The following is a 21,054-nucleotide window of genomic DNA, read 5'->3' on the forward strand; positions in this document are numbered from 1 at the left end:
CTGGAAATATCCTAGGTATATATGCACCAACCTACCAAGTACTTTGCCAAAAGCGGCGCAAACCTGCCGTTTATCGGGCCGGCGGGGTGGCTATTGGTGTGGGGGGACCCGGGTGGGCGGACCGGCGGGGGTGCCGGTCCGCCCGAATTGAAGCGCGAACGCATCGGGTATCCTCGACAATGCAGGGCGCGTGCCAGTTCCGGAAAGTGCGGGTTTTGGCGGGGGATCGCAGTTAACCGGCGTTCACCAACCGTGCGATGTGTAAGCCGTCCCGACAGGTTGGATGCGTGATGTAAATTACACTTGTAAACGTAACGACCACGGGTGTAGTCATCGTCCATGGCCGAACGAATCAGCGATGCCGAGCATGCCGTGATGGAAGTGCTCTGGGACAAGAACCCGCTCACCGCGCAGGAGGTGGTCGAACGCGTCGCCCCGACGCGCGACTGGAGCGCGAATACCGTCAAGACGCTGCTCGGCCGGCTGCTCGCCAAGGAAGTGATCGGCGCGGAGGAGGATGGGCGGCGCTACCGCTATCGCCCGCTGGTCGCGCGCGAGGAATATGTCGCCGGGGAATCGCAGAAGTTCATCGATCGTCTGTTCGGTGGCAGCCTGACCCCGCTGGTCGCGCATCTGGCCGAACGCGACCAGTTGAGCGCGCGTGAAATCGACGAGATCGAGGCTCTGTTAAAGGCGCTGAAACAATGATCGGATGGGCGGTAGAGACGATCGCGGCGGCGACGCTGCTGATGCTGCTGGTGCTGATGTTGCGCGGCCCCGTCGCAAGGCGGTTCGGTCCGCAGGCGGCCTATGCGCTATGGGCGCTGCCGGCGCTGCGCATGATCCTGCCGCCCATTCCCGATGCATGGCGCCCGGTCGACATCGCGCCGATCGGTGCCGCGACCGAACCGGGCGTCATCATGCTGGGCGTGCCGGTCGCCGAAGTGCCGGCGCTGCCGCAGGGGTGGGGCATGGCCGACGTCCCGCTGGCGGTGATGGCGCTGTGGCTGCTGGGCGCGGTCGCGTTCGTGACGTGGCATATCGTCCAGCATCAGCGCTTTTGTGCAAAGGTGCTGGCGTCGGGGCGGGCGAAGGGTCTGGCGGGCGGGCACGTCAAGATGATCGAATCGCGCCATGCCGCCGGGCCGCTCGCCTTTGGCGTGGTGCGTCGCTACGTCGCGATGCCGGTCGATTTCCGCGAACGCTATGACGAGCGCGAACAGGCTTTGGCGCTGGCGCATGAACTGGGTCACCATGCACGCGGCGACCTGCTTGCTAACTGGTTCGCGCTGGTCGTGCTCGGCTGCCACTGGTTCAATCCGGTCGCATGGCGCGCGTTCCGGGCGTTCCGCGCCGATCAGGAGATGGCGTGCGATGCGATGGTGCTGGCCCGCGCCACGCCCGGCGTCCGCCACGCCTATGCCACCGCCATCGTCAAGTCTGCGCATGGACAGGGGCTGTCGGCCGCCTGCCACCTGCACGGCGTCCATGAACTCAAAGGGAGGCTTATCATGTTGTCCAAGCACCGGGTGATGTCGCCCATGACGAAGCGCGTCGCCGGGGGCGCGACGCTGGCGCTGGCCGTGCTGGGCCTGGGGATCACCGCGTCGGGGACGCAGGCGGCCGAGACGCTGCGCGGCAAGGTCGAGGATGCGACGGGCGTCGAGATCGCATCGGTCGAGGCGAAGGCGGCGGCGGTGCTGGCGCCGGTCGCGGCGATCGTGCCGGCCCAGGCGGCGACGCTGCCCGTGGTGCCGGCCGAACCGGCCAAGCCCGCACCGTTGCCGCAACCGGCGGTGCCGGCGACCGCGCCGAAAGTGCCGATGCCCGTTACCGTCGTGATGCCGCCGATGCCCGGCTTGACGGCAAAGCTGGCCGCACCGGGCGACGGGAAGGTCCGCAAGATCGTCGTCCAGCGCTACGATGGCGAGGGCAAGCTGATCGGGCAGAGCGTCAGTAACGTTCCCGAGGTGAATGTCGTCAGCGGCAATTGCGGTCCGGGCAGCCAGACCAGCATCACTCGCAACGACGGCGGCAAGCAGGTCACGACCATCTGTTCCGACCGTATCCGCATCATCACCCGGCAGGCCGCCGCCCGCGCCCATGACGGCGCCCGGCTGGCAGCGCTGGGGGCGGCGGCAGCGGCGCGCAGCGAGGCGGCGGCAGCACGCGGCGAAGCGCAGGCGGCACAGGGCCGCATCTATGCCCGCCAGGGGATGCAGACTGCGATCGCCAGCCTGCGCTCCACCCGCGCATCGATCGCAGCCAATAAGGACATGCCCGAAGCGGGTCGTCGCAGCGCCCTTGCCGGCATCGACGAAAGCATTCGCGAACTTGAGGCCGAGCTCGATAGCGAGGACTGATCCGGGATCCACGGACGTTCTGCCCCGTTCGTCCGTGGCAGGGCCGGTCGGCTTCGTGCCGGCCGGTCCGCTTGTATCCGACGCCGCCAGCGGCCATCTCCCGTCCCGATGGCAGACTATCCAACCGGCATCGCCCAGCCGCTCGAACCGCTGGTGACCCGCGTGCTGGCGCGCAATGCCTCCCCCTACACCCATAGCGGTACGCAGAGCTTCGTTGTCGGGGGCAAGGGCGCGGTGGCGGTGATCGATCCGGGGCCGGTCGACGACGTGCATCTGGATGCGATCCTCGCCGCGGTCGCCGAGCGCGAGGTCGCGGCGATCCTGTGCACCCATACCCACCGCGACCACAGTCCGGGCGCGGCACCGCTGGCGGAGCGGACCGGGGCCGCGATCATCGGTTGTGCGCCGCTGACGATGGATGACGAAGGGCCGCGATCGGACGCGGCGTTTGACGTTGATTACCGGCCCGACCGGGTGCTGGCCGATGGCGAAGCGGTGGCGGGCGATGGCTGGACGCTGGTCGCGGTGGCGACGCCGGGCCACACGTCGAACCATCTGGCCTTCGCACTGCCCGAGAGCGGCGCGCTGTTCAGCGGCGACCATGTCATGGGCTGGTCGACGACGATCGTGTCGCCGCCCGATGGCGACATGGGCGATTACATGGCCAGCCTGTCCAAGCTGCTCGATCGCGACGACCGGGTCTATTACCCGGCACATGGCGATACAGTCGAAAACCCGCAGCGACTGGTGCGCAGCATGCTCGGTCATCGCAAGCAGCGTGAGGGGCAGATTGCGCGCGCCATCGAACGTGGCGTGCATGACGTGCCGGCGATGGTCTCGGCCATGTATGTCGGGCTGGCAGCGGGGCTGGTGGGCGCGGCGCGGCGATCGGTGCTGGCGCATCTGATCGACATGGAACGGCGCGGGATCGTGCGGCAGGAGGCGGACACATGGCATCGCGGGTAAGGCCGCAGGCGGTGCGGCTGGCGGCGGCGGTGGTCGTGCTACTGGCGCTCGCTGGCGGATGGCTGCTGTGGCAGCGCTATGAGGAAAGGTACACCGTCACCACGGAGCCCGACAGCGGACAGGCGGTGACGCGGATCATCACCGCGCGGCTATCCGGCGCGAGCGCGCTGAAGGTCGCATCGCTGTCGGGCACATTGCAGGCGACGGCCAGCGACGTGCGCGGCTTCGGCTGGCTGCGGTCGGATCAGGTGGTCAAGATGCCCTATTCGGTCGACTATTTTGTCGATGTCGGCGGTATCGGCGAGGGGCAGCTGAGCTGGTCAGCGGATACGCGGACCTTGGTGGTCGATGCGCCCGACGTGACGGTGGCCCGGCCGAATATCGATGAGGCGGCGCGCACGCTGGTGCAGACCAATGGCGTCTATGTCACGCGCGAGGCGGCGGCGGCGTTGTCGCAGCGCGTATCGGCCGTGGCACAGGCGCGGGCCGAGCGGGAGGCGCACAGTCCCGAACGGCTGGCGCAGGCGCGTGAAATGGCACGCGCCGGGCTGGCGCGGCTGCTTGCGGCCCCGCTGGCCGCGGCAGGTGAGGGGGATGTGCGGGTCGTCGTGACCTTTCCGGCCGAGCGGGGGCGCCGCGATGGTGAGCGCTGGGACGTTTCGACGCCGCCCGCCGAGGTGCTCGGCAATCGGCGGTGACAAGGGGCGGGCGGCCCGCTAGGGGGCGGTTTGCAGAAACCCGTTCGTGCTGAGTAGGGGCTGAGCGAAGTCGAAGACCCGTATCGAAGTACGCTTGGCAGCCCTTCGATACGCCGTTTCGACAGGCTCAACGGCTACTCAGGGCGAACGGATGGTTTGGTGATCCGAACGGGTTGCCGTAGGAGACGATGATGAACGCGCGCACCGAATTGCCCACCGGCACTGATTTGCTGGCCGAGATCGACCGGCTGCGCGGTGAGCGCAACGCCGTCATCCTCGGCCATTATTACCAGAAGCCCGAGATCCAGGACCTTGCCGATTTCGTCGGCGACAGCCTCGACCTCAGTCGGAAGGCGGCGGCGACCGATGCCGATGTCATCGCGTTTTGCGGCGTGCGCTTCATGGCGGAGACGGCGAAGATCCTGTCGCCCGACAAGACGGTGATCCTGCCCGACATGGACGCCGGCTGTTCGCTGGAGGATAGCTGCCCGCCCGAACAGTTCGCGGCGTTCCGCGCGCAGCATCCCGACCATATCGCGCTCACCTACATCAACTGTTCGACCGAGGTGAAGGCGCTGTCCGACATCATCGTGACGTCGTCGTCGGCCGAAAAGATCCTGGCGCAGCTGCCCGCCGATCAGAAGGTCATCTTCGGCCCCGACCGCAATCTGGGCGGGTATCTGATGCGCAAGACCGGGCGCGACATGTTGTTGTGGCCGGGGGTGTGCATCGTGCACGAGGCGTTCAGCGAAACCGAGTTGCTGAAGCTGAAGGCGCAGCATCCCGGCGCGCCGGTTGCGGCGCACCCCGAATGCCCGGCGATCATCCTCGACCATGCCGATTATGTCGGGTCGACCAGCGGGATCCTCGATTATGCCAAAGCGATGGCCGGCGACACGCTGATCGTCGCGACCGAACCGCATATCATCCACCAGATGGAAAAGGCGGTCCCGGAAAAGACGTTCATCGGCGCGCCGGGGGCGGACGGGAACTGCAACTGCAATATCTGCCCGTACATGGCGCTTAACACGCTCGAAAAGCTGTACATTGCGCTGCGCGACCTGTCGCCGCGGATCGAGATCGAGGAAGGGTTGCGCCAGCGGGCCAAGGTGTCGCTCGACCGGATGCTGGCGATGGCGAGCGGTACGGTGGGGCTGGGCGACCTGGGACCGTTGCGGGCGGGGTAAGCCTGTAGTGCGCGGGCGCGGGGTTACGCCCGAGCCCGTGTTGGCAGGTCGTCGCGCATGGGCAGCGGGCGCTGCCCCAGCCAGTGGGCAAGCCCGCCCCGGCGCAGCCCGGTGATCGTACCGAGGAGCACCAGCAGCGCGGCGACGACCACGCCGATCGCGACCAGCGCGGAACGCTGCCCGCCTGACGCCCAGATCGCCGATAATGCCCAGAAGAACACCAGTGCATAAGGCGGGCAACCGCGTCCGGCGACCAGCGCCGCCGCGGCGATCACCCCGCCCAGCACCACGATCGCCGCGGCGACGACGGGCGTCTCCCCGCCGAAATACACGCCGTGCGCACGCAGCGTCGCGGCGATGTTGACGATCGAGGCGACGGTCAGCCAGCTCGCCAATGCGGTCAGCGGCAGGACCGCACACCAGCGCTCACCGGTGGTGAAGCCCATCGGCGAGGTCGACAGGATGCGGTAGCTTTTGAGCAGGCACAGCAGCGTGAACAGGATGATCGCGACCGACGGCACGCCCAGCCCCGCGACCTGGGTATAGGCCGCCCAAAGCGCATTACCGAAGAATGCCCCGGCGGCGGGGCCGCGCAGCCGGGCGAGCAGCGGATTGTCGCGCTGCGACGGTAATGCCTGATAGATCGCGAACACCAGCGCCCCGGTATAGAGCGCGCCCCAGATCGCGAACGCCCATCCCGCCGGGGTAACCAGCGTCCGGACGGCATTCGACTGCGCACCGATGGTGCGCCCGAAGCCGATCATCGGCAGGAACGGAGTCAGGATTTGCGCCACGGCGCAGACCAGCGGAAGCGCGCGCGACGTCGAAACTACGTCGGCGCTATCGGGGGAAGCCGTCGTCATGGCGTGCAAACTCGCAACCGCAAATTAAGTTGCCAAGTGCTACTTGCGGATAAGTTCCCAAAACAGGACGATTTTAGGACCTGATCCACTCGCGTGGAAGCGGCACCGGCCCGCTCCCCCACCCGATCACCCATTCAGGATACGCTGTGGGTGGTCGGGTGGGGGAGTGGGCCGGCGCCGCCCTGATCCGGCTTTGCCGGATCAGACTTAAGGTCCGCGGCGCCCTGCCGATCGCTCGCCGAAGCGGGCGTAGAGCGTCGGCAGCACGAACAGCGTCAACAGTGTGGCGGAGAGCAGCCCGCCGATGACGACCGTCGCCAGCGGCTTCTGCACCTCCGCCCCCGCACCCGACCCCAGCGCCATCGGCACGAAGCCGAGGCTGGCGACCAACGCGGTCATCGCGACGGGGCGTAGGCGTAGCATCGCCCCGGTCCGCGCCGCTTCCGCCCGCGCCATGCGACCGGCGACCAGTTGCTGGATCGAGCTGACCATGACCAGCCCGTTGAGCACTGCGATCCCCGACAGCGCGATGAAGCCGACCGCTGCCGACACCGAAAAGTCGATGCCGCGCGCGTAGAGCAGCAACACCCCGCCGACCATCGCGAACGGCACGCCGGTAAACACGATCGCCGCATCGCGCACCGATCGGAGCGCGCCGTAGAGCAGCAACAGGATCAGCACGAAACAGGCCGGTACGACCAGCTTCAGCCGGGCGGTGGCGGAGGCGAGGTTCTCGAACTGCCCGCCCCAGACCAGATAGCTGCCCGAGGGCAGGCGGACCTTCGCCGCGATTGCTGCCTGTGCATCGCCGACGACCGAGGCGACATCGCGCCCGCGGACATTGGCCTGCACCACGACGCGGCGCTTGCCGTTTTCGCGGCTGATCTGGTTCGGGCCGTCGACGACGCGGATCTCGGCGACGCTGGAGAGCGGTACGCTGCCCCCGCCCGCGATCGGCACCGGCACGCGTTGCAGCAGTTGCAGGTCGGCGCGCTGGGTGTCGGACAGGCGGATGACGATCGGTACCCGCCGGTCGCCTTCGAAGATCACGCCCGAGGGTCGCCCTCCGATGGTGGCGGTGATGACGTCCTGCACGTCCTGTGCGGTGACGCCGCGCTGCGCCATCGCCATGCGATCGACGCGGATGTCGAGCATCGGCAGGCCGGTCGTCTGTTCGACCTTCACGTCCGCCGCGCCCCTGGTCTGACGCAGTACGGCGGCGATCTGTTCGGCGGTACGGTTCATCGCGTCGAAATCGTCGCCGAAGACCTTCACCGCGATATCGCCGCGCACGCCCGCGATCAGTTCGTTGAAGCGCATCTGGATGGGCTGGGTGATCTCATAGGCGTTGCCGGGAATCTTCGAGAGGTCGTGCTCGATCCGCTCGACCAGTTCCGCCTTGGGCAGGCGCGGGTTCGGCCATTCGGACCGGGGTTTGAGGATGACGAACATATCGGTGGCGTTGGGCGGCATCGGGTCCGACGCCAGTTCGGCGGTGCCGGTCTTCGAATAGACGAAGCGCACCTCGGGTTGGCGCGACATGAGGCGTTCGATCGGGACCTGCATCGCCTGGCTCTGCTGGACCGAGGTAGCTGGGATGCGCAGCGCCTGGATCAGCAGGTCGCCTTCGTCGAGTTGCGGCAGGAACACTTGTCCGAGCCCAGCAAAGGCGAGCAGCGCGACGATCAGGCTGGCGATGCCCGCGCCGATGGTCAGCGACGGGCGTTTCATGGCGCGGTCAAGGCCGGGTTCGTAGCGGCGTTTCAGCCACGACACGATCCGCCCGTCCTTCTCCTCAATCCGCCGCGACAGCAGGAGCGCGATCATGGCGGGGACGAAGGTCAGCGACAGGACGAAGGCGAAGGCGAGCGCGATGATGACGGTCAGTGCCATCGGCACGAAGGTCCGCCCCTCGACCCCCGACAGGGTGAGCAAGGGAACGTAGACGAGGATGATGATCGCCTGTCCATAGACCGAGGGCCGGATCATCTCGCGCGCCGCCGCCGTAACGGTTTCGAGGCGTTCGTCGGTGGTCAGCAATCGTCCTTCGCCATGTTGCCGGTCGGCAAGGCGGCGCATCGCGTTCTCGACGATGATGACCGCACCGTCGACGATCAGCCCGAAATCGAGCGCGCCCAGACTCATTAGATTGGCCGACACCCCGGCATGCAACATGCCGAAACCGGTCAGCAGCATCGTGATCGGGATGATCAGCGCCGCGATCACCGCCGCGCGAAAATTGCCGAGCAGCAGGAACAGCACGACGATGACCAGTACTGCGCCTTCAGACAGGTTCTTGGCGACGGTGGCGATGGTCGCGTTGACCAGCGCGGTCCGGTCAAGCACCGGCTGCACCACCACGTCGGGCGGCAGCGAGGCGTTGATCGACTGGAGCTTGTCGGCGACCGCCGTCGCAACGGTCCGACTGTTCTCGCCGATGCGCATGATCGCGGTGCCGACAACGACTTCGGTGCCGTTTTCGGAGGCCGACCCCATCCGCACCGCCTGACCGGTGCGCACGGTCGCGACCTGATCGAGCGTGATCGGCACGCCTTCGCGAGTGGCGATGACCATGCGCGACAAATCGGCGGCGCTGCGCACCAGCGCGTCGGAGCGCACCGCCAGCCCCTCGCCACTGCGATCGACGAAGCCGCCGCCGACGCTGCTGTTGTTGCGTTCCAGCGCGGTGCCGAGTTCGGTCAGCGTCAGGTTGAGCGCCGCCAGCCGCTGGATATCGGGGACGACGAGGAACTGCTTGGCATAGCCGCCGATCGAATCGACCCCGGCCAGCCCCGGCACGGTCTTGAGCAGCGGGGTGACGATCCAGTCCTGCGCGGTGCGCAGATAGGTCGCCTTGTCCTCTTCGCTGACCAGCCGTTCGCCCTCGGGCGTGATATAGCTGCCATCGGGCTGCTGGCCGGGCTCGCCGGGCTTGTGCACGTCGTCGGCGCGGTGCTGCAGCCGGACGGTGTACATATAGACTTCGCCCAGACCGGTGGCGATCGGTCCCATTTCCGGCGTGACGCCGGGGGGCAGGCTTTCCTGCACCCCCTGCAACCGTTCGCCGACCTGTTGCCGCGCGAAATAGATGTCGGTCGATTCAGCGAAGACGGCGGTGATCTGCGCAAAGCCGTTGCGGCTGAGCGAGCGGGTATATTCGAGGCCGGGCGTGCCGGCGAGCGCGGTCTCGATCGGGAACGAGACCTGTTTCTCGACCAGTTCGGGCGAGAGGGCGGGGGCGCGGACGTTGATCTGCACCTGGTTGTTGGTGATGTCGGGCACGGCGTCGATCGGCAGGCGATAGAGCGACCATGCGCCGATGGCGGTGGCGATCAGGGTCAGCAACAGCACCAGCCAGCGCTGCGCGACCGACCACGATACGATGCGGGCGATCATCGATCAGTGGTCCGCATGGGTGGCTTCACCCTTGCCGAGTTCGGCCTTGAGCGTGAAGCTGCCGGTGGTGGCGATCTGTTCGTTGCCCGACAGCCCCTTGTGCACGACCACCGCGCCGCCCGATGCCGTGCCGAGTTCGACCGGAACCGCCCTGAACCCGGTCGGCGTGCGGACGAACACGACCGACCGGTTCTCGACCGTCTGGACGGCGGTGGTCGGCACGCGGATCGCGCCGGTGCCTTCGCTGCCGGTCAGGCGGATCGCGGCGGTTACCGGCTCGCCGACCCGCCACTGGCCACCGCGATTGTCGAGCGTGGCGATGGCGGGGACGAGGCGGGTTTCGGCGTCGAGCGCGGGCGAGACGAAGCGGACGCGCGCGGTCGTCTCGCGACCCGGCGCGGTGACGGTGACGACATTGCCTGGCGCGATGCGGCCGGCATCCTCGGGCTTCAGGCTGAGCGTCAGCGCGACGCGTGACAGGTCGGCGACGCGGAACAGTTCGGCATCCGCAGCGATGGTCTGGCCCAGCACCACCGGGCGGGTGATGATCCGCCCGCCGATGGGCGAAACCACGCTGATGCGGTTGAGGCTGCCGCCGCCGCCGCCGGTCGCGGCCATCATGCTTTGCGCCTGGGTGAGCGCGATGCGTGCCTCGGTCGCGGCGGTGCGTGCGGCGACGAGGTCCTGTTCGGGCGAGACCTGTTGCGAAAACAGTCGCTGCTCGCGGGCGAGATTGGTGTTGGCGAGCGCGAGGCGGGCGCGGGCGGCCTGTACCTCGCCCTTGATCTGCGCGGCCTCACGGCTTTCGATGACGGCGAGGGTCTGACCCCGCGCGACCCCTTCGCCGAGATTGCGGTTGAGCGCGACGATCCGCCCGCCGATCGCGGCGGAAACGACCTGCGTCGCCTGCGGATCGCCCTCGACGATCGCCGGGATATCGATCGTCGCTGCGCCGTCATTGGTCGGGCGGCCGAGTTCGACGCCGGCGAGCGCAATCTGTTCGGCGGTCAGCGTGACGGCTTCCTCGTCATGCTCGCCGCCATGGTCCTCGCCATGCTCGGCCTCGGCGGTTTCGTTGGTCGGCGCGTCGGCCGCGTTGCAGGCGGACAGCAACAGGGCGAGCGCGAGGGTGGTGCGCAGGGTCATCACGGTTTCTCCGCAAGCGGCGCAGCGGCGGTCAGCCGATCCAACTGCGCGCGGGCATTCTGATAGTCGGCAAGCGCGTCGATCGCGGCGAGCCGGGTTTCGGCGAGGGTACGTTCGACGTCGAGCAATTCGATCTGGCCGAACTTGCCCTCGCGATAGCCGATGCGGGCGATGCGCGCGGCCTCCTGCGCGGCGGCGAGGGCCGGGCCGGCGGCGGTGCGCGCGGTGGTCGCGGCATTGGCGGCCTGGACCTGCGCATCGGTGATCGCCTGCGCCACGTCGAGTGCGGTGACGCGGGCCTGCGCCGCGGCACGGGTGCGTTCGGCGCTGGCCTGCGCGATCGCGGCACGGCCCCGGTCGAACAGGGGGATCGGCAGCGACAGCGCGACGACGGCGGCGGTGTCGTTGGTCGCTTCCAGCCGCCGGATCGCCGGCCCGACATTCAGGTCGGGGATGCGTGCGGCACGGGCGAGGCGGACGCCGGCATCGGCAACGGCGATATCGACTTGCGCCGCCGCCAGTGCCAGCGTGCCGTCGGCAGTGACCGGCGCGGCGGGGCCTTGGGCATCGGGGGGCAGGCGATCCAGCAGCCCGTCTTCGAGGGCACCGATGACCGGCTGCCCGGTACGCCGCGCCAGATTGGTGCGTGCCGCCGCCGCCAGCCGCTCGGCGCGTTCGATGCCGGCCTCGGCATTGAGGCGCGCGACCTCCGCCCGCTGACGTTCGAGCGGCGACGCGCGACCGGCCTCGACCCGGATCGTCGCGACGCGCAGCGCTTCGGTGGCGATGCGCGCCTGTTCGCGTGCGGTCGCGACGCGGCGGTCGGCGGCGAGCGCGCCGACATAGAGCTGCGTGATCTGCAGCCGCAGGTCGGCGGCGATCACCGCCGCTTCGATCCGGGTGCGCGACAGCTGCGCCCCGGCAACCGCGCCGCGCGCACCGCGCTTGCCGCCGAGTTCAATGGGTATGGCGATGCCCAGCGTCGTCTCGGCGCTGCGCAGTCCCTGATAGGCGCCCGATCCGACGATATTTTCGATCTGCGCCTGCACCTGCGGATTGGGGCGCAGCGCAGCGACGGCCTGTGCCTGTTCGGCGGCGTCGATCGCGGCGGTGGCGGCATCGATCGCCGGCGCGGACCCGCCGCCTATGCGTAGCGCCTGTTCGAGCGTGTAGACCGGCCCCGGATCGGGCACGGTTTGCGCCATGGCCGGACCGGCGCACGACGCCGCGGCCAGAGCGACCGCGAACCAGATTTGCATGATAGAGAATTCCCGACGAACTGCATCAGGCCGGTCGGAACCGGCCGGCGGCGTTCGTCAGGCGGCAGGCGGTCGCAGCCCCGGATCGATGCCGCGCGATCGTTGCCCACGATCCTGCGCCAGCGTGGCCGGATTGGCCATCGCTGGCGACAACAGCGTCAGCGCCCCCCGCTGCGGCATGCTGAAGGTACCGGCATGGCAGTTGCCGTGGTGGTGCAGCGCCGCCTTGTCGCTGTCGCCGCCATCGGGGGCGGTGTCGGCATCGTCATGGACCGGACCCGAACATTCGACGGTCGCCGGCCCGGCCGATTCGCGCGCATGCACCGTGGTCGCCAGCACCAGCGACGACAGCAACAGGATCAGCAACAAGGACCAAGCTCGGGTCAGCACGAGCCCGATACTATCGTATCCGCGAGGGAAAGTCATCACAGGACTGGACGATCAGGAAAGATATGTTATCACATTTCACATGCTACAAACGTTCGAACGCAGACGGTCCGCGCCACCCGCCCATGCCTGTACGACAGCAGACGGGCAGGGGATCGACGCCATCCTCGCCGAACCAGTCAACCTCGCCATCTGGCAGCGCGACGATGCTCCGGTGGTCGACTCGGGTGATCTCGACGCAGTGGCAGATGTTGCGCTCATCGTCCCGGCTGGAGCACGCTCGGCGATACCGGACGCACTGATAGCGGCGGGCTATGACGATGCGCTGGCGGCGCTGCTCGGGCACGATATCGCCGACCTCGCCGCGCGCTTCGCGGCGCTGCTGGCGCTCGACCGGGTGGCGATCCGGCTGGAGGTGGTCGAGACCGATGCGTGTCGCCGCTTCCACGCCGATTATGTCGCGGTGCGGCTGATCTGCACTTATGCCGGGCCGGGAACGCAGTGGCTGGCGAACGACGATGCCATGGCGCTCGCGGCAGGGGTCGAGCCGACGACGATCCGTTCGATCCCGACCGGCGACGTCGCGCTGTTCAAGGGGCACGACCGGTCCGACACGCCGATCGTCCACCGCTCGCCGCCGATCGCCGGCACGGGTACCCGGCGGCTGGTGCTGGTGATCGACCCGGCGCGCACCGATCAGCCGGCGGCGGCGATCGGTTCCGCTGCGACGGGCGCGAAGCCGGCGAGATAGGGGTGCGCCAGCACGCGGCGGGCATTGCGCTCGCCGATCGCCGTGTCGTTGACGAGGCGGCTGCCCGCCACCGCGCGATATTGCGCGACACAGGCATCGATCCGGGCGAAGCGCGCCCCGGCCGCCCCGGCGCGGGTGTAGAAATCCCAGTCGTTGCAATTGTGGAAGCTGGGATCGAACCCGCCGACCCGTTCCACCATCGCGCGGCGGACCACCGACCAGCTCGGCCCGATCACGCCTCCGCTGGCCAGCCCGGAGCGGATGCAGTCGCCGTCCCAACCGCATTCGGGATCGGTCGGATCCGCATCGCCCTCTACCCGCGCGAAATGGCCCACGATGATGTCGTTGGCGGTGCTGGTCGCCTTCCCGAGCAACGCCCGTGCCGCACCGGGCAGCCAGACATCGTCGCTGTCGAGAAACGCGATCCAATCGGCGGTGGCGACCGCCGCGCCGCTGTTGCGCGCCTGCGACGCGCCGACATTGCGCGGCAGGATCATCGCGACGACGCGCGGGTCGGCGGCGGCGAGGGCGCGGATGACGGCGGCGCTGTCGTCGCTCGACCCGTCATCGACCACGATCACCCGCTCGGGTGCCGGCACCTGCGCCAGCACGCTCGCCACCGCATCGGCGACGACGTGCGCGCGGTTATGGCACGGGATGACGACGTCGTACGACGCGACGAACGGATCGGCGGATTGCAGCATTCCCGCCCCATGCCAGAACCGCGCCCACGATCAAGCGCCGGAACCGTACCCGCTCATCGCCCGCCGCCGTACCGCAGCCTGGCACCTGCATAGAAATACCGCCCGACCGGCGAGATCGGCACGTTGGTCTCGAACCCGATATCGGGTCGCTGGTCGCCCAGATTGTTGACGCCGCCATAGAAGGAGAAATCGTCGTTGACCGCGACCTGCGCCTGAACGTCGTGGCTCCACAATTCCTTGTACAGAAAATAGCGCGGGTCGACGAGGCTAGGGTTGCTGTCGGTATCGATCCGGGCGAAGCGGCGGACGCCGTTCTGCCAGCGCAGATTATAGCTGAGCGTCAACACGCCGCTGTTCCACGTCGGCGAGAAGGCCAGCGTGTAGCGCGGGCGGAAGGGTTGATCGACATTGTTCTCGGTCACCGCGCCCGGCGTCGCCACCTGTTCGAGCCGGTCAAGATAGCCGCCGACCAGCCGCAGGTCGAAATCACCCGCCGATGCGGTCGAGAAGCGATAGGTCAGGTTCAGTTCGGCGCCCGCGGTGCGGAAGGCGGCGACGTTTTGCGGCTGGACGATGAAGCCGTTGATGAAGCCGCTGCCGGCGCGGCGGGTGATCGACCCGCAATAGGCATTGTCGAGGTTCGGCTGATCGACGCACAGTTGCGCGATGGTATTGGCGTCGGGGGTATTGATCGCATCGCGCAGATCGATGTCGTACCAGTCGAGCGCGATCGACAGGCCCGGCACGAAATCGGGACGCAGGACGAGGCCGGCGGTCCAGGTGCGCGCGACTTCGGGGCGCAAATTGCGATTGCCCTCCTGCGTGCCCGGAATGAAGATCGTCGCATCGGGATTGTTGGCGGCGGTGAAGTTCGCGAAATCGCCACCGGCGGCGGCGATCAGCGTCCGGCAATTCTCGGCGCGGAACGACGTGCCGAGGCTGCGATTGGCGACATAGCAGGGGTCGGAGAAGAAATTGCTGGTGCCGGTCTGCGGGCGGAAGATCTCGCCGATATTGGGCGCGCGCACCGATCGACCATAGGATCCCCGGATGCTGATCGCCGCGATCGGCGCATAGATCGCGTTGAACTGATAGGCGCGGGTCGATCCGATCGTCGAATAATCCGACCACCGCCCGGCGGCCCCCACCGACAGCAGATGCGCGAAGGGGACCTCCTTCAACAGCGGGGCATTGACCTCGCCAAATGCTTCCCAGACGTCGAAGCTGCCGTCGGACGGGGTCGGGATGATATATTCGTCATATTGGTAGAAGGCGTTGTCGATCAGCGCCTGTGCCGGGCGGAAGCGGCTCGATTCGCGGCGATATTCGCCACCGGCGGCAAAGGCGACCGGGCCGCCGGGCAGTTCGAAGAACTGGCCGAAATCGCCGGTCAGCGATGCGGTCGCGACATGTTGTTCGATGCGCGCGTTGCTGACCGGGTTGCTCAGATAATAGCCGAACGAGCGGCCATCGACGGTGTTGCCGCCAAAGGTGTTGACCGGCACGCACCCCGCCGCTCGCGCCTCGGCCGAACGGCAGACGATCGCGCCGCTGCCGTCGCGTACCGCATCCAGCGCGTTCAGGAATTGGGTGTTGAGCCGGTCGTTGAGCTTGGTCGCGCGCACATCGGTGCGGCCATAGGTGTAGGAGACGTCGTAGCTGGCATGCTCGGTCAGCCGCCCGCTGATATCGACGACGCCGCGCCACGTCCGCCGCCGGTCGCGCTCGCCACGGCGGGGAATGTCGAAATTGTTGCGGCTGATATCGACCGAGGTGAGGCCGGCGGCGCGCGCCGCGGTCAGGATCGATGTCGGGATGAACGGATTGTCGAGCGCGATGGTCGCCGGATAATTGCCGCCATAGCCGCTGAAGCTGGTCACCTCGCTCTGGACGAACTTGCCCTCCACCGACAGCTTGAACGCGTCGGAAACATCAAAATGGGCGAGCGCGTTGACGGCGTGGCGTTCGGTGCGCGGCAGGATGTCGCCGATATAGCCTGCGACCGGCGTATCGTCGCCGCCGATCGAATAGCCGTCATTCTGCAGGAACCGGCCGGGGGTATAGAGTGCGCCATCGCCGCGAAACACCTGATCGCCGATCACGACATAGCCCTGGTTCGATCCATAGGGATAGCGCAGGTCGGTGACCGGGCCGATCTTGTAGCTGCCCGCGCGGGTCGGGTCGTAGCCGTCGAGATTTACGAAATATTGCCGCTGGGCGAGGGTCAGATAGTCGCGATCGTCGTTCGCCAGTGGATCGTCGGCATTATATTCATAGGCGAGGGTCAGGTTGCCGCGCCCGTCGGCGAAGTTGCGCCCGGCGATCACCGAGGCAAAGCGGTTGCCGGCATCGCCGCGCTCCGAAATGCCCGCCTGTGCGCGCGCGGCGATCCCGTCGAAATCGCGACGCAGTACGAAATTGACGACGCCCGACACGCCATCGGCGCCATAGATGGCGGAGGCGGCGCCGGTCAGCACGTCGACCCGTTCGATCAGGTCGGTCGGGATCGCGTTGATGTCGACGGCGGCGGTGTCGGGCTGTCCGGCGACATGGCGGCGCCCATTGACCAGCACCAGCGTCCGGTTGGGGCCGAGGCCGCGCAGGTCGAGCAGGTTCAGCCCGACCTGTCCCAGCGCGCCATCGGCCTGGTTGCGGCCGGCGGTGCGCGTGCTGTCGAGCGAGTTGGTCAGCGCGGGGACGCGTTGCAGGAAGCTGGTGACATTGGTGGTACCCGACTGGCGCAGTTCCTCCGCCCCCAGCGACACGACCGGGTTGGGCGCGGCATAATCGGGGCGGGCGATGCGCGATCCGGTGACGACGATTTCGCTGCCCTCGTCGCTTGCGGGCGGCGTTTCGGGCGCGGTCTGGGCGTGCGCCGACGCAGCGGCGAACAGCGCCGCTCCGGCGAGCAGGCGACGGCGGATGGTGATCGGCATGATTTTGGTTCCCCCGACCGGCGCGCCCCGTGGACGTCGTTTCTGGTCGAACGGCAAAACGGTCAGTGTTTCGAAAGGGTTCGGCTGTGTACGCGGCGGACCATGAAAAGTGCCGTTTCTACCGGTGTTTAGGGTCCGGCTCGCTGGCGCGGGGCGCCACGATCCGGCATCGTCGCGCGGTGCAGAGCCGGAACGAACAAGGCGGGCCGACCCGCAGGGCCATGCTCGGCATGCTGCCCGCGCTGGCGATCGGGGCCTGTGCGCGACCGACCGGCGTTGCGCCGCTGCGCGTCTGGGCGATGAGCTATGAAGGCGACTATTCCCCGCATCTGATGCCGGGCTTTACCGCCGCCACCGGCATTCCGGTCGAGGTGCAGTCGCTGCCCTCCACCGCGTCGCACGAAAAGCTGCTGACGGCGCATGCCGGGGGGGCGTTGCCCGACGTGCTGATGTTGTTCAACAGCTGGATCCGTGAATTCGCGATGATCCGCGCGGTCGCGCCGGTGCCGTCGCCCGCGCTGACCGCCGGGCTGTTCCCCGGTATCCGCGATGCGCTGCGCATCGATGGCCGCGACTATGCGGTGCCATGGTCGGTCGCGCCGCAGGTCCAATATTATCGCACCGATATCGTGCGTGAGGCGGGCTATGCGACGCCGCCGCTCGACTGGGCGGGGTGGCTGACGATGGCGCGGGCGATCAAGCGGCGGCGGCCCGACAACTATGTCTTCCTGATGCTGCTCAACTGGCCGGGCGCGCTGCTGACGATGATGACGCAGGCGGGTGCGACGATGCTGCGCGACCAGGCGACACGCGGCAATTTCCGGTCCGAACCGGTGCGCGCCGCCTTTGCCTATTACGCCAATCTGTTTGCCGAGGGGCTGGCTCCGCGCGCGGCATCGACCGAGGTACAGGACCCGCTGGCCGCCTTCGCGCAAGGCTATTTCGCGATTTGGCCGAGCTCGCCGACGACGCTGCTCGACCTGCGCCGCCGCGCCGCGGACATTCCGCCCGATCGCTGGGCGACGGCGCGGCTGGCCGGGCCGGACGGGCCGGGACCGGTATCGGGCGACAGCGCCAGCCTGTGCGTGTCGACCACGACCGATCGCCCGGCCGAAGCATGGGCGCTGGTCCGGCACATGACGTCGCGCGACAGCGAACTGACGTTTCAGCGGATGATCGGCAATCTGCCCGCGCGACTGGACGCATGGGATTCGCCGCAACTGGCGCTGCCGGTGCTGCGCGCGTTCCGCGAACAGATGGCGCAACCCGCACCGATCCCGCCGGTCGTCGAATGGGAACGCATCCAGGGCGAGATCCAGCTGGCCGCCGAACGGGTGGTGCGCGGGCTGCAGACGATCGGGCAGGCGCTGACCGCGCTCGACGAGCGCGTCGACCAGCTGCTGGCGAAGCGGCGCGCGCTGGTCGATGCGGGGCGGATCGCATGACCCGCCAGTCGCGCGCCGCATGGCTCTTCACCCTGCCGGTGCTGACCATCATCCTGATCGTGCTGGTGATCCCCACGATCGCGGCGCTGGTGCTGTCGGTCACCGACTATTCGGTCTATGCGCTGGCCGATCCCGCCAATCTGCATTTCGTCGGCATCGACAATTTCGTCGAACTGCTGGCGACGCCGCTGTTCTGGCGATCGCTGAAGAATACGCTGATCTTTGCGGTGCTGGGCGTGCCGATGGCGATCGGCACGTCGCTGTTGGCGGCGCTGCTCCTCAACGACGCGACGGTGCGGTGGAAGCCATTGTGGCGCGTCGCGCTGTTCGCACCCTATGTCACCAGCGTGGTCGCGACCGCCGTCGTGTGGCGGTTCCTGTTCAACGAACGCTTCGGCCTGCTTAATCGGGGGCTGGCGCTGATCGGCATCCCGCCCGTCGACTGGCTGGGGAACCCGAACAGTTCGATCCCCGCTATCCTGATCTTCGTGACGTGGAAGATCTTCGGCTACAACATGATCGTGTTCACCGCCGCGCTGTCGGCGGTACCGCAGGATTTGATGGAGGCGGCGCGGCTCGACGGGGCGGGGCGGTGGCTGCGCTTTCGCCACGTAACCCTGCCGGCGATCGGGCCGACGCTGCTGCTGGCGGCGGTGATGAGCGTCGCCGGGTTCCTGCAGATTTTCTCCGAACCCTATGTGATGACGCTGGGCGGACCGGCGCAGAGCACGATCACGGTGCTGTATTTCATGTTCGAGGAAGGGTTCAAATGGTGGAACCTGGGACAGGCGAGCGCGGTCGCCTTCGTCCTGTTCGTCATGATCCTGCTGATCACCTGGGTCCAGACCCGTATCGGCCGGCGCAACGAATGGCTGTAGGGAAGCTGCGCGCGCTCGTCGCCAATGCCGCGGTCGTCGCGCTGGTCGCGCTGACGGTCGCGCCGCTCGTCTATATGGTGATCGTGTCGTTCATGCCGCGTGGAGAATCGGGCACGTTGCCGATCCCGCTATGGCCATCGCGCTGGTCGCTCGAGAATTATCACGAACTGTTGGTCCGGCGGCAGATCGATGGGGCGTGGTTCGATTATCGCATCCTCCCGGCGCTGAAGAACAGCATCGGCATCGCCATGCTCGCGACGCTGTTCGGGCTGCTGCTGACCGTGCCGGCGGGCTATGCCTTTGCCAAGCTGCGCTTTCGCGGTCGCGAACGGCTGCTGAAACTGTTGATCGCCGCGCTTGTCGTGCCGGGGCAGGTGGCGATGTTGCCGTTGTTCCTGATCTTCCGCCACCTGGGGCTGGTCAACAGCTATGCCGGGGTGATCCTGCCGGGGCTGGCCGGGATTTTCGGCGTGCTGTTCGTGCGACAGGCGACGCTGGCCATCCCCGACGAACTGATCGATGCGGCGCGGATGGACGGGGCCAGCGAAATGCGCATCTTCCGCACGATCGTCCTGCCGCTGCTGACGCCGGTGGTGGTGACGCTGGCGCTGTTCACCTTCCTCGCCAGCTGGAACGACTTCATGTGGCCGCTGGTGATCCTTGCCGACCAGCAGCGCTACACCCTGCCGGTAGCGGTCGCGGCGATCGCCCGCGAACATGCTGCCGACGGCGAATTGATGATGGCGGCATCGGTGGTGACGACGATGCCGGTGCTGCTGATCTTCCTGCTGTTGCAGCGCTATTATCTGACCGGGCTGCTCGGCGGCGGGGTCAAGGGATAGGCGCGGCCATCGGCGGCGAAGACATGCGCGTCGTGTGGCGCGATCGAGAAATGCAGTACCTCGCCCAGCGTCACCGACCGGTCGCCGGGCAGCTGGGCGACGATCGTGTCGACATCGCCGCGCGCACCCAGATGCGCGAACGACAGCGGCCCCAGCCGTTCGAACAGCTCGACTGCGCCGGCGAACGGACCGTCTTCGTCGGGGACCAGATGTTCGGGCCGGACGCCCAGCGTCACGGCGGTACCGACATCGTCGACGCTCGCCTGTGCCGCGGTCGTGACCAACGCGCCGTCGGACAGGCGCAGCGTCGTGCCGGTCGGCGTCACCGCCGCCAGCATTGCCGGCAACAGGTTCATGCCCGGCGATCCGATCGCGGCGGCGACGGCGATGCTGGCCGGGCGGCGATAGACGTCGATCGGGGCGCCGACCTGTTCGATCCGCCCCGCACTCATCACGACGATGCGGTTGGCGAGCGTCATCGCCTCGAGCTGGTCGTGCGTCACATAGATCATTGTCGCGCCAAGTTGTTGATGCAGGCGTGCGAATTCGTGCCGCATCCGCGCGCGCAGCGACGTGTCGAGATTGGAGAGCGGTTCGTCGAGCAACAGCACCTGCGGCCGGCGGACGATCGCGCGGGCGATCGACACGCGCTGCCGCTGACCTCCCGACAGCGCGCGCGGGCGACGGTCGAGCAGGTCGGTCAGATCGAGCATCGCCGCCGCTTCGGCCACGCGCTCGGCAATCTCGCGCTTGAGCAGGCCGGCGACCTTCAGCGGAAAGGCGATGTTCCCCGCGACGGTCAGATGCGGGTAGAGGGCATAGGACTGGAACACCATCGCTACGCCGCGTTCGGCAGGCGGCACGTCGGTGACGTCGCGCCCGCCGATCAGGATGCGACCTTCGCTGGCACTCTCAAGCCCGGCGATCATCCGCAGCAGCGTCGATTTGCCGCAGCCCGATGGGCCCACCAGCACGACGAATTCGCCATCGGCGATTTGCAGATCGCTGGGGGACAGAGCGATCGTTTCGCCGAAGCGCTTGCCAAGTCCTGCAATGTCGACCGCCGCCATGTCGTCTCCCATGTATCGCAATGGCTTACGCGCATCGGCGGGCGGTGCAACGATTGGTGCGGTAGCGGCGGTTGGAAAGTCCCGGCATGGGGCGGGCAGAATCCTCCCCGGCACGGGGAGGGGGACCAGCGAAGCTGGTGGAGGGGGCGTGCCCCTGTCGCCA

At 67.8% G+C, this 21,054-nt stretch carries 17 protein-coding genes; 9 read left to right on the top strand and 8 right to left on the bottom strand.

Annotation, left to right across the window (positions count from 1 at the left end):
• The first annotated feature begins 339 nt into the window (after positions 1-339).
• From ACTHQV_RS00450 to nadA, 5 genes are all read left to right on the top strand, one after another.
• Entirely contained in the window at positions 340-708 is a 369-nt protein-coding gene (locus tag ACTHQV_RS00450) for a BlaI/MecI/CopY family transcriptional regulator (protein WP_440487818.1), read from the top strand.
• Entirely contained in the window at positions 705-2,363 is a 1,659-nt protein-coding gene (locus tag ACTHQV_RS00455) for a M56 family metallopeptidase (protein ID WP_440487819.1), read from the top strand. The genes ACTHQV_RS00450 and ACTHQV_RS00455 overlap by 4 nt, the downstream gene beginning before the upstream one ends.
• A 108-nt stretch (positions 2,364-2,471) precedes the next feature.
• Entirely contained in the window at positions 2,472-3,329 is an 858-nt protein-coding gene (locus ACTHQV_RS00460) for an MBL fold metallo-hydrolase (protein ID WP_440487820.1), read from the top strand.
• On the top strand, positions 3,314-4,027 hold the full coding sequence (locus ACTHQV_RS00465) for a DUF4230 domain-containing protein (RefSeq protein ID WP_440487821.1): 714 nt from the start codon (positions 3,314-3,316) through the stop codon (positions 4,025-4,027). The genes ACTHQV_RS00460 and ACTHQV_RS00465 overlap by 16 nt, the downstream gene beginning before the upstream one ends.
• A 191-nt stretch (positions 4,028-4,218) precedes the next feature.
• Positions 4,219-5,214 (top strand): quinolinate synthase NadA, encoded by a 996-nt coding sequence (nadA, locus tag ACTHQV_RS00470; RefSeq protein WP_440487822.1) that lies wholly within the window; start codon positions 4,219-4,221, stop codon positions 5,212-5,214.
• Between the two features lie 23 nt (positions 5,215-5,237).
• On the opposite strand, the gene ACTHQV_RS00475 is transcribed toward nadA, so the two are convergent.
• From ACTHQV_RS00475 to ACTHQV_RS00495, 5 genes are all read right to left on the bottom strand, one after another.
• The gene (locus ACTHQV_RS00475; RefSeq protein ID WP_440487823.1) at positions 5,238-6,077 is read right to left on the bottom strand and encodes a hypothetical protein; all 840 of its coding nucleotides are present in this window, start codon (positions 6,075-6,077) and stop codon (positions 5,238-5,240) included.
• Between the two features lie 207 nt (positions 6,078-6,284).
• The gene (locus ACTHQV_RS00480; protein ID WP_440487824.1) at positions 6,285-9,473 is read right to left on the bottom strand and encodes an efflux RND transporter permease subunit; all 3,189 of its coding nucleotides are present in this window, start codon (positions 9,471-9,473) and stop codon (positions 6,285-6,287) included.
• A 3-nt stretch (positions 9,474-9,476) separates the two neighbouring features.
• Positions 9,477-10,619 carry an efflux RND transporter periplasmic adaptor subunit gene (locus ACTHQV_RS00485; RefSeq protein ID WP_440487825.1) on the bottom strand — a complete coding sequence of 381 codons (1,143 nt, stop codon included), beginning with the start codon at positions 10,617-10,619 and terminating at the stop codon, positions 9,477-9,479.
• Complete coding sequence (locus tag ACTHQV_RS00490) at positions 10,619-11,878, bottom strand: TolC family protein (RefSeq protein ID WP_440487827.1); 1,260 nt, start codon at positions 11,876-11,878, stop codon at positions 10,619-10,621. Before ACTHQV_RS00490 ends, ACTHQV_RS00485 begins: the two co-directional genes overlap by 1 nt.
• Before the next feature lie 57 nt (positions 11,879-11,935).
• A complete protein-coding gene (locus ACTHQV_RS00495) occupies positions 11,936-12,268 on the bottom strand; it encodes a hypothetical protein (RefSeq protein ID WP_440487829.1) in 333 nt (110 codons plus the stop codon).
• A gap of 79 nt (positions 12,269-12,347) precedes the next feature.
• On the opposite strand from ACTHQV_RS00495, the gene ACTHQV_RS00500 reads away from it, so the two are divergent.
• On the top strand, positions 12,348-13,016 hold the full coding sequence (locus ACTHQV_RS00500; protein ID WP_440487830.1) for a DUF1826 domain-containing protein: 669 nt from the start codon (positions 12,348-12,350) through the stop codon (positions 13,014-13,016).
• Here the strand turns inward: ACTHQV_RS00500 and ACTHQV_RS00505 are convergent.
• Both ACTHQV_RS00505 and ACTHQV_RS00510 read right to left on the bottom strand, forming a co-directional pair.
• Entirely contained in the window at positions 12,962-13,720 is a 759-nt protein-coding gene (locus tag ACTHQV_RS00505) for a glycosyltransferase family 2 protein (RefSeq protein WP_440487832.1), read from the bottom strand. The two genes, ACTHQV_RS00500 and ACTHQV_RS00505, sit on opposite strands and share 55 nt — an antisense overlap.
• A gap of 53 nt (positions 13,721-13,773) precedes the next feature.
• Complete coding sequence (locus ACTHQV_RS00510; protein WP_440487833.1) at positions 13,774-16,656, bottom strand: TonB-dependent receptor plug domain-containing protein; 2,883 nt, start codon at positions 16,654-16,656, stop codon at positions 13,774-13,776.
• Positions 16,657-16,877: 221 nt separating this feature from the next.
• On the opposite strand from ACTHQV_RS00510, the gene ACTHQV_RS00515 reads away from it, so the two are divergent.
• The 3 genes from ACTHQV_RS00515 to ACTHQV_RS00525 are packed head-to-tail and all read left to right on the top strand — an operon-like array spanning position 16,878 to position 19,821.
• Positions 16,878-18,101, top strand: coding sequence for an extracellular solute-binding protein (locus ACTHQV_RS00515; RefSeq protein ID WP_440487834.1), 1,224 nt, complete (start codon positions 16,878-16,880; stop codon positions 18,099-18,101).
• Positions 18,098-18,979, top strand: a complete 882-nt coding sequence (locus ACTHQV_RS00520) for a carbohydrate ABC transporter permease (RefSeq protein WP_440487835.1) — start codon at positions 18,098-18,100, stop codon at positions 18,977-18,979. The genes ACTHQV_RS00515 and ACTHQV_RS00520 overlap by 4 nt, the downstream gene beginning before the upstream one ends.
• Entirely contained in the window at positions 18,970-19,821 is an 852-nt protein-coding gene (locus ACTHQV_RS00525; RefSeq protein ID WP_440487837.1) for a carbohydrate ABC transporter permease, read from the top strand. Before ACTHQV_RS00520 ends, ACTHQV_RS00525 begins: the two co-directional genes overlap by 10 nt.
• Here ACTHQV_RS00525 and ACTHQV_RS00530 read toward each other — a convergent pair.
• Positions 19,782-20,891: an ABC transporter ATP-binding protein gene (locus tag ACTHQV_RS00530; protein ID WP_440487838.1), complete on the bottom strand. Its 1,110-nt coding sequence runs from the start codon at positions 20,889-20,891 to the stop codon at positions 19,782-19,784. The genes ACTHQV_RS00525 and ACTHQV_RS00530 overlap by 40 nt on opposite strands.
• Positions 20,892-21,054: the final 163 nt, after the last annotated feature.

The sequence above is a fragment of the Sphingomonas sp. SAFR-052 genome (genome assembly GCF_051965015.1).
Taxonomy (GTDB): Bacteria; Pseudomonadota; Alphaproteobacteria; order Sphingomonadales; family Sphingomonadaceae; genus Sphingomonas.

Bases quoted from the DNA above. Each gene is read 5' to 3' on its own strand.
- ACTHQV_RS00450 (WP_440487818.1), top strand. From the start codon at position 340: ATGGCCGAACGAATCAGCGATGCCGAGCATGCCGTGATGGAAGTGCTC.
- ACTHQV_RS00455 (WP_440487819.1), top strand. From the start codon at position 705: ATGATCGGATGGGCGGTAGAGACGATCGCGGCGGCGACGCTGCTGATG.
- ACTHQV_RS00460 (WP_440487820.1), top strand. From the start codon at position 2,472: ATGGCAGACTATCCAACCGGCATCGCCCAGCCGCTCGAACCGCTGGTG.
- ACTHQV_RS00465 (WP_440487821.1), top strand. From the start codon at position 3,314: ATGGCATCGCGGGTAAGGCCGCAGGCGGTGCGGCTGGCGGCGGCGGTG.
- nadA (WP_440487822.1), top strand. From the start codon at position 4,219: ATGAACGCGCGCACCGAATTGCCCACCGGCACTGATTTGCTGGCCGAG.
- ACTHQV_RS00475 (WP_440487823.1), bottom strand. From the start codon at position 6,077: ATGACGACGGCTTCCCCCGATAGCGCCGACGTAGTTTCGACGTCGCGC.
- ACTHQV_RS00480 (WP_440487824.1), bottom strand. From the start codon at position 9,473: ATGATCGCCCGCATCGTATCGTGGTCGGTCGCGCAGCGCTGGCTGGTG.
- ACTHQV_RS00485 (WP_440487825.1), bottom strand. From the start codon at position 10,619: ATGACCCTGCGCACCACCCTCGCGCTCGCCCTGTTGCTGTCCGCCTGC.
- ACTHQV_RS00490 (WP_440487827.1), bottom strand. From the start codon at position 11,878: ATGCAAATCTGGTTCGCGGTCGCTCTGGCCGCGGCGTCGTGCGCCGGT.
- ACTHQV_RS00500 (WP_440487830.1), top strand. From the start codon at position 12,348: ATGCTACAAACGTTCGAACGCAGACGGTCCGCGCCACCCGCCCATGCC.
- ACTHQV_RS00505 (WP_440487832.1), bottom strand. From the start codon at position 13,720: ATGCTGCAATCCGCCGATCCGTTCGTCGCGTCGTACGACGTCGTCATC.
- ACTHQV_RS00510 (WP_440487833.1), bottom strand. From the start codon at position 16,656: ATGCCGATCACCATCCGCCGTCGCCTGCTCGCCGGAGCGGCGCTGTTC.
- ACTHQV_RS00515 (WP_440487834.1), top strand. From the start codon at position 16,878: ATGCTCGGCATGCTGCCCGCGCTGGCGATCGGGGCCTGTGCGCGACCG.
- ACTHQV_RS00520 (WP_440487835.1), top strand. From the start codon at position 18,098: ATGACCCGCCAGTCGCGCGCCGCATGGCTCTTCACCCTGCCGGTGCTG.
- ACTHQV_RS00525 (WP_440487837.1), top strand. From the start codon at position 18,970: ATGGCTGTAGGGAAGCTGCGCGCGCTCGTCGCCAATGCCGCGGTCGTC.
- ACTHQV_RS00530 (WP_440487838.1), bottom strand. From the start codon at position 20,891: ATGGCGGCGGTCGACATTGCAGGACTTGGCAAGCGCTTCGGCGAAACG.